The following is a 13,020-nucleotide window of genomic DNA, read 5'->3' as shown; positions in this document are numbered from 1 at the left end:
TAGTTTGGAAACCTATGGCACGGGCATATATCGGATTTGGCGGCAACATCGGCGACACGCGTCAGCTTATTACTGATGCCATTGTTTGTTTGGCATTGCGCTCCGAACTGCAAATCTTGGCAAAAAGCTGTTTTTATCAAAGCGCGCCTGTTGAAGCTACAGGCGGCGACTACATTAATGCCGTCATTGAAGTCGAAACCGAGTTAAGCCCCTACGGCCTTTTACATGTTTGCCAAACCATTGAACAAGAATTTGGTCGTGAGCGCCCATATGCAAATGCCCCCCGGACTCTTGACCTAGACATCCTTTCGTTTGAAGGGGTTACTCAAAGCGAATCAGAATTGATGTTGCCGCATCCTAGAATTATCGAGCGCTCATTTGTGCTCCTACCCCTGCTGGAAATCGCTCCCGATATCTTTTTGCCTAACTGGGGCGAACTCAAGGCCTACCTACCCAACGTGGCACACCAAAGAATTGAAAAACTCCCCTGCAGGAACTGTAATTGCGGGGAAAAAGACGTTTATAGCCAAACGGCGCATTAATTCATTAAACTCTCGCCATGGGTTACTTACAAGGCGATAAGCCAATCACAATTACTAAGCTCCTCGCAATGCATGCTGAGGGTGAAAAAATTGCCATGCTCACAGCATACGACTCAACTATGTCAGCCCTTCTCAATCGCTGCGCTGTTGAAACGATCTTGATTGGTGACTCTCTTGGGAATGTGATCCAAGGACACTCCAGCACTACGCCAGTGACCATTGAACAAATGGCGTATCACACCGAATGTGTAGCCCGTGCTAATACCCATGCATTTCTTATCGCTGACCTCCCATTTGCAAGCTACGGAGATCCAGTGCAGGCTCTCGAATCCTCTGCTCAATTAATGCGTGCTGGTGCAGATATGGTTAAGCTTGAAGGCGGTGGCGACTGGCAGATTGATGTCATTAGTCATTTAGTTGAGCGCAGTGTTCCTGTTTGCGCTCACTTAGGATTACTACCTCAATCAGTTCATGTCTTGGGCGGCTACAAAGTGCAGGGGAAATCTAAAGATGCTGCAAGCGTCATGCTTGAGCAAGCACTTGCCTGCCAAGAAGCTGGAGCCCAAATGGTAGTGTTGGAAGCAATTCCCTCTTCATTGGGTAAAAAGATTACTGCCGAGCTTCATATTCCCACTATCGGAATTGGTGCTGGTCCAGATTGCTCCGGTCAGGTATTGGTTCTACAGGATATGTTGGGCATCAGCCCAGGTAAGCCACCGAAGTTTGTCAAAAACTTTATGGATGGTCATCACTCCGTTGAAGCCGCCATCAAGGCTTATGTGCGCGAAGTGAAGTCCGGGAAGTTCCCCGGACCCGAGCATGGCTTCGCTGGCTAATTGCCAGCTTGCCTGCCCACTAGTTACTAGCTAAAGAAACTCTTTACACCATCAAACCAACCCTTTTGTTGGGGGCTATGTTTGTCGCCAGCAGATTTGAGACTGTCATCAAACTGCTGCAACAATTTCTTTTGCTCATCAGTGAGCTTCACCGGCGTCTCTACCAGAACGTGAACAAAAAGATCGCCCACCATGGTTGAGCGCAATCCTTTGATGCCTTTATTACGCAAGCGGAAAGTCTTACCCGTCTGAGTTCCCTCAGGAATTGGAAACTCCACGCGACCAGAGAGTGTTGGCACTTCGATTTCACCACCGATAGTAGCTGTCGCAAAAGAGATTGGCATTTGTACATGCAAATCACTACCATCACGCTCAAAGACTTTATGCGGCTTAACACGCACCTCTACATAAAGATCGCCGGATGGTCCACCATTGACACCTGGTTCACCGTTACCCACTGAGCGGACACGCATTCCATCATCAATGCCTGCCGGTATTTTGATCTCAAGTGTTTTTTGTTCTTTGTGTTTTCCACTGCCGTGGCAAGTTTTACATGGCTTAGGAATGTACTCGCCAGTGCCGCGGCACTTAGGGCAAGTTTGCTGCATGGAGAAGAAGCCTTGCTGCACACGCACTTGACCATGACCATTACAGGTTGTGCATGTCTCAGCCTTAGATCCTGGCTCTGCGCCGGTACCATGACAAGGCTTGCAATTACTCCAGCTAGGTACACGAATTTGGGTTGTATAGCCTTCAGCCGCTTGCTCAAGCGTAATGTCCATGTTGTAGCGTAAATCTGCGCCTTTATAGACTTGAGGGCCAGAATGACGGCCGCCGCCTTGACCGAAGATATCCCCAAAGATATCCCCAAACGCATCAGAAAATCCACCGCCCCCGAAACCGCCACCGCCAAATCCGCCACCCATAGATGGGTCGACGCCAGCATGACCATATTGGTCGTAAGCCGCGCGCTTATTGGGGTCGGTTAAGGTTTCGTAAGCTTCTTTAACTTCTTTAAATTGGGCTTCAGCCGTTTTGCTATCGGGATTGCGATCAGGGTGATGTTTCATCGCCATCTTGCGATAAGCTTTTTTCAACTCATCGTCACTGGCACCTTTTGCTACACCAAGCACTTCATAAAAATCGCGTTTACTTTTAGGCACGGCCTATTCCTCTCAACAACCTGAATGACACAAGTCGGCACGAGGCCGACTTGTTATTTAAGTACATCAAAACTACGTTAATGAATGTCTAATTGCAAAATTACTTCTTGTCATCAACCTCTTTAAAGTCAGCGTCAACAACATCCGCATCAGGGGCGGCGCCAGGGGCTGCACCACCAGGAGCTCCACCAGGTGCGGCACCGCCAGCTTTAGCTTGTTCAGCCGCCATGACTTTTTCGCCCAGCTTCTGACTTGCTTTACCCAAAGCTTCTGTTTTAGCTTCAATGGCTTCCTTGTCGCTACCTTTAATGGCTTCGTCTAAGTCTTTCAAGGCCGCTTCAATCGCTTCTTTTTCGGAAGCCTCTAAGCTAGCACCATGCTCTTCCAAAGCCTTCTTGGTTGAGTGAGCCAAGGCATCTGCAGTATTGCGAGCAGTTACCAACTCAAGCGCTTTCTTATCTTCGGCGGCATTAGCTTCAGCATCCTTCACCATGCGTTGAATTTCTTCTTCAGTCAAACCAGAGTTTGCCTTGATGGTGATCTTGTTCTCTTTACCAGTGGTTTTGTCTTTTGCAGTTACGTGCAAAATACCGTTAGCATCGATGTCAAAAGTTACTTCAATCTGTGGCATACCGCGTTGCGCAGGAGCAATACCTTCAAGGTTAAATTCCCCTAGCAACTTGTTTGCAGCAGCCATCTCGCGCTCACCTTGGAAGCACTTAATGGTTACAGCAGGCTGGTTATCTTCCGCAGTTGAGTAAACCTGTGAATGCTTGGTAGGGATCGTGGTGTTCTTAGGAATCATCTTGGTCATGACGCCACCAAGAGTTTCGATACCCAATGATAATGGGGTAACGTCCAAGAGCAATACGTCCTTACGATCGCCAGACAATACAGAACCCTGAATTGCAGCGCCAACAGCAACAGCTTCATCTGGGTTAACGTCTTTGCGTGGTTCTTTACCAAAGATTTCTTTTACTTTGTCTTGAACAGCAGGCATGCGGGTTTGACCGCCAACCAAAATTACATCGTCGATGTCCGCTACGTTTACACCAGCGTCTTTAATGGCAGTTAAGCAAGGACCAGCGGTACGGCTGATCAGCTCTTCAACCAAAGACTCTAGCTTGGCACGGGTCAACTTTAAGTTCAAATGCTTAGGACCGCTAGCGTCAGCTGTTACATATGGCAAATTGATTTCAGTTTGCTGCGCAGATGACAATTCAATCTTGGCTTTCTCAGCAGCATCTTTCAAACGCTGCAACGCCAATACGTCTTTACTCAAATCAACGCCTTGTTCTTTCTTGAACTCAGCAATGATCCAATCAATGATGCGTTGGTCAAAGTCTTCGCCACCCAAGAAGGTGTCGCCGTTAGTGGAGAGCACTTCAAACTGCTTCTCACCATCAACGTTAGCAATCTCAATGATGGATACGTCGAATGTACCGCCGCCCAAGTCATACACAGCGATCTTGCGATCCACTTTGTCTTGCTTGTCCAAGCCAAACGCTAATGCAGCAGCAGTTGGCTCGTTAATGATGCGCTTCACATCTAAACCAGCAATACGGCCAGCATCCTTAGTTGCCTGACGTTGACTGTCATTAAAGTAAGCAGGAACAGTAATCACGGCTTCTGTCACTTCTTCGCCGAGATAATCTTCGGCAGTTTTCTTCATCTTACGTAAGATTTCAGCGGACACTTGTTGTGGCGCCATTTTCTTATCGCGTGCTTGAACCCAAGCATCGCCGTTATCGGCTGCAATAATTGAATAAGGCATCAAGCCGATATCTTTTTGAACTTCAGGATCTGTAAATTTACGACCCATCAAACGCTTCACTGCGTAGATGGTGTTTTTAGGATTCGTCACTGATTGACGTTTTGCTGGCGCACCAACCAAGACTTCGCCATCTTCAACGTAAGCGATGATGGATGGAGTTGTGCGACCGCCTTCAGCGTTCTCGACAACTTTAGGTGCATTGTTTTCAACGACTGAAACGCATGAATTCGTGGTTCCTAAGTCGATTCCGATAATCTTTCCCATAATTGCTCCAAAAAATTAAATTGTTTGTTGTACTGATAAATATTTCGATACCCAGTAAGTGGGGTCTAAAAAAGGGATTTCAAGGGGATAAAGAGCAAAAAAAGGCAGAAATCTGCCTTTTTCTACCTTTTTTATGACTTTTTAGGGTTTTAGCCCCTTTTTAGCTTATTTTGGGGCGCTGACCGTCACCAAAGCAGGTCTTAAAACCCTATCAGCCACGGTATAACCCCGCTGCAATACAGAAACCACTGTGTTGGATTCTTGCTCGGAAGGTACTGAAGCAATAGCCTGGTGGTGGTGCGGGTCAAACTTATCCCCAACAGCTGGGTTAATTTCTGTCATGCGGCCTTTTTCAAATGCAGACAGTAGCTGCTTAAGGGTGATTTCCAAACCTTCCTTAAAAGCTTTGGCATCACCAGCATCAGTGCTCAATGCAGCATAAAGACTGTCCGTCACAGGCACCAAATGCTCTGCAAAACTTTCAATCGCAAATTTATGCGCCTTCGCAATATCTTCCACGGCACGGCGACGAATATTTTCTCCTTCCGCCTTAGCGCGCAAGAAGTTATCTTGCAGCTCACCAATCTTTTGATTGAGTTCGGCAATTTCCTGTTCAGGCGTTTTTACAGGCGGAGTTTCTGCTGCAGCCTCATTGAGTGGCTCTGCAGAAGGATTCTCTTGCTCTGGGGATGGGTTTTGGTTTTCTTGTGTCATGGACGCTATTTTACTTTTCTATAAAGATGGCTATTACTTTGCAATATGGGGCTGATTGTTGCAATTTCAAGACTTCATTCTTTCAGCCAGCTCAGCCCTTTCATTACGCTTCGCTAATTCAGCGTCAGACTCCACGCCTAAAGACCAGCCTTGAAGATGATGATGAGCAATATCGCTCAAAGCCTCTATCCACTTGGGGCTGCTGTTTAGACAGGGAATATAGCGATAGTCTTTACCGCCATGCTCTAGGAAGATTTCGCGGGCTTCCATGGCGATCTCTTCTAAGGTCTCCAAGCAATCGGCCGGAAATCCAGGGCAAAAAATATCGATGCGCTGGCAACCTTCTTTGGCTAACTTTTCAATTGTTGGAGCTGTATAGGGCTTTAACCATTCCGCCTTACCAAAGCGGGACTGGAAGGTCACAATATATTGTCCAGGCTCTAAACCCAGAGACTCGCCCAGCAAGCGACCTGTTTTCAGACACTCGCAATGATAGGGGTCACCCTTCATTAAATTACGCTTTGGCAAACCATGGAAAGACATTACAAAACGATCGCCTTTTGCAAAATCTGGACGGCCATCTTTATCCCAGCTCGATAACACTTGATCACGCAATGCGGCAATATAAGCAGGGTTGTCGTGATAGTGCTTTACTGAACGCAGCTCAGGTTGATCGCGCCAAGTACCTAAAACACGAAAGACTTCATCAAAGCTAGACGCCGTGGTTGTAGCGGAGTATTGAGGGTACAAAGGCAATAACAATAAATGCTCCATACCTTGTGCCTTCAGGCTCTCCAGGACGACCTGTGTAGAGGGCTGGCCATAGCGCATTGCCAAATCCACTAAAACTGCATGCCCCTCATTGGCAAATTTCTCGCCCAATTCTTTCGCCTGCAAGCGTGAGTAGTGCATTAAGGGAGAGCCTAACTTTGGCAACCAAATAGAGGCATATTTTTTCGCAGAAGCACCACTACGAATTGGCAAAATAATGCCATTCAAAATGCACCACCAAATAATGCGCGGAATTTCTACTACGCGTGGATCCGAAAGAAATTCTTTTAAATAGGCACGTACCGCTTTAGATGTTGGAGCAGATGGTGTCCCCAAGTTCAAAAGCAATACTGCGGTTTTGGAAGCACGTAGATGCGGATTCGGATTCAAGATGTTCTGTCTCTGGTAATGAGTTTTAAATATAAAAAGTTAGGCCTGTACTCAGGAGCTTAAGGCGCCCGATAGTAATTTTGAGGTGATATCCACAATCGGAATCACTCGGTCATATGCCATCCGTGTTGGTCCAATCACCCCAAGCGTTCCCACTATTTGACCGTCTACGCTATATGGGGCGCTGATTACAGCGAGGTCCTCATAAGGCAATAAATCACTTTCACCGCCAATAAATATTTGAATACCATCCGCATGACTTGATACGTCGAGCAATTGCATGAGTACCGATTTTTGTTCCAACATATCAAACATCTTGCGTAATTTATCGAGGTTGGAACTTAAATCTCCAACATTCAATAAGCGACGCTCACCAGACAAAACCATGTCGCCCCGCCCCATGTCGTAATCAGCAACACCGGTTTGCAAAGCCAAAGCCATTAAGCCAGCAATATCTGTACGCAAATTATCTAAGTCGGATTTCAGATGCATACGCACTTGATCAAAACTTTTTCCAGCAAACTGGGCGTTGATAAAGTTACCCGCCTCAATGAGTTGACTTGGCGTGTAATCCTGAGTGGTTGGCAATATACGATTTTGTACATCGCCCTCTGGCGTAACCATGATGAGCAATATCTTGCCTTCGCCCAAGCGCAAGAACTCAATATGTTTAAAAACCTGGGCTCGTTTGGGCGTCATGACAACACCAGCAAAATGGGTCAAGTTGGACAAAATCTGCGCCGCCGAGTTCAGGACCCTTTGAGGAGAATCCGGTAGAAGGCCTTTTTCAACCTCTCTAGCAGCCATCGCCTCCAATGGGCGCACCGTCACCATGGTGTCCACAAACAGGCGATAACCCCGGGGGGTTGGAATGCGGCCAGCTGAAGTATGGGGGCTGGTAACAAGCCCCATCTCCTCTAAATCCGCCATCACGTTACGTATAGTGGCTGCGGAGAGGTCCAAACCCGAGAATCTAGACAGTGTGCGCGAGCCAATAGGCTGACCCTCCTCGATATAGCGCTCGATGAGAGTTTTTAGTAAGGCGCGGGAACGTTCATCCATGGTGGAAGGGATTTTATGCCTATGGTTTAATCGTTATATGTTAAGCCCATCCCCAAATTCCAGCAAAAAGGCATTTAGCCGGGTTGCGCTTGTCGGCAAATTTCATGCTGATGGCATTGAGGAGCACCTAAAAGACCTAGCCAAAGTAGTCTCAGGATTGGGTTGTGAGGTCTTTATTGAGTCTGAGACAGCCACTCACCTTGGTTTGAACACCTACCCCACAAAAACTGCGAAAGACTTTGCTGGAGCAATTGACCTTGTTGTTGTTTTGGGAGGCGATGGCACCATGCTGGGCATTGCACGTCAATTAGCAGGCAGCAATGTTCCGCTAGTTGGAATCAATATGGGTCGCCTTGGTTATATGACTGATATTCCAATTCAGTCGGTTCAGACTACGCTACCCAAAATTATTTCCGGGGAATACGAAGCCGATACGCGCACATTGCTCGATGCTGTAGTTCTTCGTAATGGCAAAGAAATTAATCGCGCATTAGCGCTTAATGATGTTGTCGTGAATCGCTCTGGCATTTCAGGAATGGTCGAGTTGGCAGTGCACGTCAATGGTTCATTTATGTATAACCAACGATCCGATGGTTTGATTGTGTCCACCCCTACCGGCTCAACTGCTTATGCACTCTCTGCAGGCGGACCTATTTTGCATCCACATGTGGCAGGTATATTGCTTGTCCCGATTGCGCCACACTCACTTTCCAATCGGCCAATTGTTTTGCCGGAGGATAGTGTCACGGTGATTGAGGTGGTTAATGGACTTGAAGTGATTGTCAATTTCGACATGCAATCACAAACGAATTTACAAAGCGGTGACAAGATTGAAGTGCGTCAGTCTGATAAAACTATTGATCTATTACACCCCAGCAATCACAGTGACTACAAGACTTTGCGTGAGAAATTGCACTGGAATGAATACCCATCGACTTTCTGATGTCGAGTTTTTTGCTACGCTAATACATGCTTCAAACCATCTCACTCCGTGACTTTGTCATTGTTGATCAGCTAGAGCTAGATTTCTCAAGCGGGTTTACTGTGCTCACCGGCGAGACCGGTGCAGGCAAATCAATTCTGCTAGACGCCCTTGGTTTAGTGCTGGGTGAGCGTGCTGATAGCAGCCAAATACGTGAAGGCAGTAACCGCGCAGAAATTTCATCACTCTTTCGGATTGAGCCAGAGCTAGTGCAATCGTTTAGTCAGTGGCTTGATGAGCAAGGATTCCCCATTGAAGATGAGGGCCAAAGCTTATTACTCAAAAGAACCGTAGAAAGTAATGGACGTAGTCGTGCCTTTATTAATGGCAGCGTTGCGACGCTAGCGCAATTACGCGAAGCTGGTGATCAGCTAGTGGACATTCACGGACAACATGCCCACCAACTCTTATTAAAGGGTGGTGCTCAACGCGAACTTCTCGATCGCCACGCTGGCTTGCTACCACTCTCTGCAGAGGTAGCCCAAACCTTCAAAACACTGGCCAATTCTCGTCGCCGTCTTGAGCAAGCAGAAAACGCAGGCCAAGATGTTGAACGCGAACGTGAGCGCCTTGAGTGGCAACTGGAAGAGCTCACCGAACTCTCCCCGCAAGAAGGTGAATGGGTCAACATTCAAAGCGAGCACGCCCGCTTAGCAAATGGTGCAAAGTTAATTGGTGGTTGCCAAGAAGCAATTGAAGTGTTGAGTGATGCCGATAACTCCCTGGAATCTACCTTGTCGAAGGTATGCGCCAATGTAGGCGCCCTAGCGGAGCATGACCCATCCTTAGGCGAGATCAATCAAGCACTAGAGTCAGCCAGCATTCAGCTAGATGAAGCCATTCATGGGCTCAATCGTTACCTGCAAAAGATTGACTTAGATCCCGCTCGACTTTCCGAAGTAGAAGAGCGGATGCAAGCATTGCATAGCACGGCTCGAAAATACCGTGCAGAAGTTGAGGAACTACCAAAACTTCTTCAGGAGACATCAGAGCGACTGGATGCTTTAACCGCATCCCAAAATATTGAAGCACTCCGAGATCAAGTCAAACAAGAAGAAGCAGTTTATTTAAAGCTAGCAAAACAGCTTTCACAAAAACGCAGTAAGGCCGCCAAAGAGCTAGGCGATTTAGTGACTAATGCCATGCAAGATTTATCCATGGCAGGTGGGCGCCTAGAGATTGCTTTGGCACCACTTAGCGAGGGTGGATTCCAAGGTCTTGAGCAAATTGAATTTTTAGTAGCCGGTCATGCTGGTAGCACTCCTCGCTCACTTGCTAAGGTAGCCTCAGGTGGAGAGCTGGCACGTATTAGCCTTGCAATTAGCGTTATTACAAGCAAAGCCTCATTCACTCCTACACTCATCTTTGATGAAGTGGATGCGGGGATTGGTGGCGCAGTTGCTGAAACAGTAGGCAAACTATTGCATCAATTGGGTCAATCTCACCAGATCTTATGTGTAACCCATTTGCCACAGGTAGCGGCTCAAGGCAACCATCACCTCAAAGTGAGCAAATCTCAAAACGGTGAGAAGACGGTATCGCAAGTACAGATTTTGGGTAGGGCTGAACGGGTGGAAGAAGTGGCCCGCATGCTTGGTGGCGCTACCATTACCGACACCACTCGTCGTCATGCCCGTGAGTTACTAGAGCAAAACTAAAGCTGCATTACTTCTAGCCAATACTTGAGGGCGCTTTAAAAATCTCCAGCCAAAGCGCTTGAACTGCATTTCTTGCCGCAATAAGCTCAAGCTCATTTTCTAGATTAATTTGGGTCTTTTCGACCCCATCCAAACGCAAGCGATGTTGACGAGCCCTCAACAGTCGATACGCGTTGCCAACAGTGAGTGCAGCCTCTTGGGTAATTAAGCCCACATCACCAGCAATTCGCAACAAAGCAATGTTACCTAGATTGCCAATGAGTTGAGCATGCTGATGGGCATAAGCCAAGACCAAGAACTGGACAATAAATTCAATATCGACCATACCGCCAGAATCATGCTTTAAGTCAAAATCAGTCTTGGTATTGGGATGACCTGCATGCACCTTGCGGCGCATTTCTAAAATTTCTGCCCTGAGCTGCTCAATATTTCGTTTCTGACTTAACACCTCGGAACGAACTGAGTCAAAGAATTTGCCCACACCCCGATTACCGGCCGAGCAACGAGCTCGCGTAAGGGCCTGATGCTCCCAGACCCAAGCCGCATTATCACCTTCTCGAAGTTGGTATTTTTTAAAGGCATCCGCGTTCGTTACTAAGAATCCAGCAGAGCCATTAGGACGAAGACGCGTATCGATCTCAAATAAGCTACCAGTAGAAGTAAACGCAGTTAACCAATTAATCATGCGCTTTGCTAGCAAGGCATAAACTTCTTGAGCCGCATAGTCTGAGTCTTCCGCTTGATACAAAAAGATAATGTCTAAATCAGAGGCATAGCCTAATTCTTTGCCGCCCAATTTGCCATAAGAAATAATTGCAAATGGAGGACTAGCTTCGAGAGGTAAATCAAACTTTTGAGCCACACTAGGCCAAACCCGCTCAAATGTCGCCTGCAAAATTAAATCCGCTAAAGCAGATAGGTGGTCACTAACCCGCTCCACCGGCAACGCTTGTTGCACGCCAATACCTAGATCCGTCAATAGCGTGATGAAGGTTTCGTTGTGATGGGTGACTCGTAGGATATCCATCGCCTGCTCAGAGCCATCACTATCGGCCACAACATCATCGAGCCGCATATTGAGATTGGCTCGCACCTCGGTCCAATATCTTGATGGATCCTCGATTAAAGTTCTCTCGGTTTGAGAGTTCAATAAGTGATCCAGTAAATGTGGATGACGCGTAAGATATTGCGCACCCCATTGTGACGCCTTGAGTAAGTCAAGCACATTAGATAATGCCCTGGGATACTCGGCCAAAATGGAAAGATAGGCACTACGCCTCGCAATTGCCTCAAGCAAATCAAACAAACGCAATAGTGTTTGGTCAGCATGTGCCGAGGTAGCAGCTTCAATCTGCAAACTCTCTGCCGCCTTACACATCAAGTTATCGAAAATTAAACGACTTTTTTTCGGCAGTAATTTTTGTTTTGGGCTATCAATCCACGACTGCCAACGAATATAGGAGTCAGGGAAAAATATTGGGTCAGGCGCCCAGTCCCGAGCTAAGGGCGCAATCTCGAGACGCGAGCCATCGTCCAGTAAAAATGCTTTTTCAAAAAGTTGAGCAACCTTATTTTGATGCCGCTCCAGTTCAGCCATAAAAGCGCTTACTTCTACTTCTTGACCTTGCATTGAAATCGCCAAACGTGACCGTACTTCAGCATCATCAGGCAGATAGTGGGTTTGCTGGTCATCCCATACCTGAATACGATGCTCCAAGCGCCTTAAGAAAACATAGGCCGCCTGTAAGGCATCTACCTCATCGGCGGGCAAGATGCTACATTGCTTAATGAGATCTAAGACCTCCAAGCTTGGGCGGACTCTAAAGCGAGGATCTGTACCGCCCCGCATGAGTTGAAACATTTGCGCCAAAAACTCAATCTCTCGAATGCCCCCGCGCCCTAACTTGATGTCACGTGAACGCCCCTGATGACCCGAAGAGCGTTTTTCTGCTTCTGCCTGAATTTGCGCATGCAAATCCCGAATGGAGGCAATCACACCGTAATCTAAATGTCGACGATACACAAAGGGACGAATCAGTTGGTCAAGCCCTCTTTGGCAGCGAGAAAAATCTGGGGCACCAGGTAGAGGCGCGATTAATCTACCTTTAATCCAGGCGTAGCGCTCCCACTCTCGCCCCTGAACCAATAGATATTCTTCCAGCATATCCAAACTACATACCAGGGGTCCTGAATCTCCATTGGGACGAAGGCGCATATCCACCCTAAAAACAAACCCATTGGCGTCGTGCTCAGCAAGCAGCTTAATTAAGCGTTTGCCCATTCTCGTGAACCATTCCTGGTTGGATAAACTCTTAGGCCCACCAGTGGTTTCACCCTCATGCTCATAGAGAAAAATCAAATCGATATCTGATGACAGGTTGAGTTCAAGGCCACCCAATTTACCCATGCCGACAACCATGAGCGGCATCTCTGATTGCGTTGCGTTACTCCAAGGCAAGCCGAAACGGGCTTTGAGGTCTTCCCTAATAAAGGCAATCGATGCGGAAACTGCTAATTCAGCAAAATGGCTCAGCGCCTGAGTCACCTCTTGCAAGGCGGCCATGCCATTTAAGTCTCTGAATGCAACCCAGAGCATCAATCGCTGCCTTGCCAAACGCAAATTGGTCATCCATAGGGCCTCGTCTTGCGAATCAGCCCGTTCATCGACACCACAGTCTTTTAGCAAGGCCTTAATGCCCTGTATATCGACTTTTTTCTGCCCTTGAATACGGAGCCACTCAAGCCACTCAGGGTGAGCAGTTAGCCAACGTCGCGCATAAGTCGAGTGTTGCTCTAAAAAATCGATTTGCCGGGAAAAATCATCCATTCCCCCATCTTAATCCGACCCCAAGACCCAAGCCAGA

General features: G+C 47.4%; 10 protein-coding genes. 4 read left to right on the top strand and 6 right to left on the bottom strand.

The features are described from left to right. Window positions 1-14 precede the first annotated feature (14 nt). Together folK and panB are read left to right on the top strand one after the other, a co-directional pair. A complete protein-coding gene (gene folK, locus ICN40_RS09780; protein ID WP_216243736.1) occupies window positions 15-542 on the top strand; it encodes a 2-amino-4-hydroxy-6-hydroxymethyldihydropteridine diphosphokinase in 528 nt (175 codons plus the stop codon). A 17-nt stretch (window positions 543-559) separates the two neighbouring features. After that, complete coding sequence (panB, locus tag ICN40_RS09775; protein ID WP_216243734.1) at window positions 560-1,378, top strand: 3-methyl-2-oxobutanoate hydroxymethyltransferase; 819 nt, start codon at window positions 560-562, stop codon at window positions 1,376-1,378. A gap of 26 nt (window positions 1,379-1,404) precedes the next feature. Here panB and dnaJ read toward each other — a convergent pair whose 3' ends face one another. The 5 genes from dnaJ to hrcA form a co-directional block, all read right to left on the bottom strand. Next, window positions 1,405-2,541 (bottom strand): molecular chaperone DnaJ, encoded by a 1,137-nt coding sequence (gene dnaJ, locus ICN40_RS09770; protein WP_215320918.1) that lies wholly within the window; start codon window positions 2,539-2,541, stop codon window positions 1,405-1,407. Window positions 2,542-2,641: 100 nt separating this feature from the next. Next, window positions 2,642-4,579 (bottom strand): molecular chaperone DnaK, encoded by a 1,938-nt coding sequence (gene dnaK / locus ICN40_RS09765; protein WP_216243732.1) that lies wholly within the window; start codon window positions 4,577-4,579, stop codon window positions 2,642-2,644. 165 nt (window positions 4,580-4,744) lie between these two features. Beyond that, window positions 4,745-5,293 (bottom strand): nucleotide exchange factor GrpE, encoded by a 549-nt coding sequence (grpE, locus tag ICN40_RS09760; protein WP_216243730.1) that lies wholly within the window; start codon window positions 5,291-5,293, stop codon window positions 4,745-4,747. A gap of 66 nt (window positions 5,294-5,359) precedes the next feature. Then, on the bottom strand, window positions 5,360-6,454 hold the full coding sequence (hemH, locus tag ICN40_RS09755) for a ferrochelatase (RefSeq protein ID WP_216243729.1): 1,095 nt from the start codon (window positions 6,452-6,454) through the stop codon (window positions 5,360-5,362). Window positions 6,455-6,505: 51 nt separating this feature from the next. Next, window positions 6,506-7,516: a heat-inducible transcriptional repressor HrcA gene (gene hrcA / locus ICN40_RS09750; RefSeq protein ID WP_215358563.1), complete on the bottom strand. Its 1,011-nt coding sequence runs from the start codon at window positions 7,514-7,516 to the stop codon at window positions 6,506-6,508. A gap of 37 nt (window positions 7,517-7,553) precedes the next feature. On the opposite strand from hrcA, the gene ICN40_RS09745 reads away from it, so the two are divergent. Continuing rightward, entirely contained in the window at window positions 7,554-8,459 is a 906-nt protein-coding gene (locus ICN40_RS09745; RefSeq protein WP_072582913.1) for an NAD kinase, read from the top strand. Window positions 8,460-8,485: 26 nt separating this feature from the next. After that, on the top strand, window positions 8,486-10,156 hold the full coding sequence (gene recN / locus ICN40_RS09740; protein WP_216243728.1) for a DNA repair protein RecN: 1,671 nt from the start codon (window positions 8,486-8,488) through the stop codon (window positions 10,154-10,156). Window positions 10,157-10,169: 13 nt separating this feature from the next. On the opposite strand, the gene glnE is transcribed toward recN, so the two are convergent. Continuing rightward, entirely contained in the window at window positions 10,170-12,983 is a 2,814-nt protein-coding gene (glnE, locus tag ICN40_RS09735) for a bifunctional [glutamate--ammonia ligase]-adenylyl-L-tyrosine phosphorylase/[glutamate--ammonia-ligase] adenylyltransferase (RefSeq protein WP_216243727.1), read from the bottom strand. Window positions 12,984-13,020: the final 37 nt, after the last annotated feature.

Origin of the sequence: Polynucleobacter sp. Fuers-14 (genome assembly GCF_018882045.1) — a bacterium.
Taxonomy (GTDB): domain Bacteria; phylum Pseudomonadota; class Gammaproteobacteria; order Burkholderiales; family Burkholderiaceae; genus Polynucleobacter.
Note: the sequence above shows the minus strand (reverse complement) of the source record. Positions and strands in the feature narration are given on the sequence as shown.

Excerpts from the sequence above, each read along its gene's own strand:
- panB (WP_216243734.1), top strand. The coding sequence starts at position 560 with ATGGGTTACTTACAAGGCGATAAGCCAATCACAATTACTAAGCTCCTC.
- folK (WP_216243736.1), top strand. The coding sequence starts at position 15 with ATGGCACGGGCATATATCGGATTTGGCGGCAACATCGGCGACACGCGT.
- grpE (WP_216243730.1), bottom strand. The coding sequence starts at position 5,293 with ATGACACAAGAAAACCAAAACCCATCCCCAGAGCAAGAGAATCCTTCT.
- ICN40_RS09745 (WP_072582913.1), top strand. The coding sequence starts at position 7,554 with ATGTTAAGCCCATCCCCAAATTCCAGCAAAAAGGCATTTAGCCGGGTT.
- recN (WP_216243728.1), top strand. The coding sequence starts at position 8,486 with ATGCTTCAAACCATCTCACTCCGTGACTTTGTCATTGTTGATCAGCTA.
- glnE (WP_216243727.1), bottom strand. The coding sequence starts at position 12,983 with ATGGATGATTTTTCCCGGCAAATCGATTTTTTAGAGCAACACTCGACT.
- hrcA (WP_215358563.1), bottom strand. The coding sequence starts at position 7,516 with ATGGATGAACGTTCCCGCGCCTTACTAAAAACTCTCATCGAGCGCTAT.
- dnaK (WP_216243732.1), bottom strand. The coding sequence starts at position 4,579 with ATGGGAAAGATTATCGGAATCGACTTAGGAACCACGAATTCATGCGTT.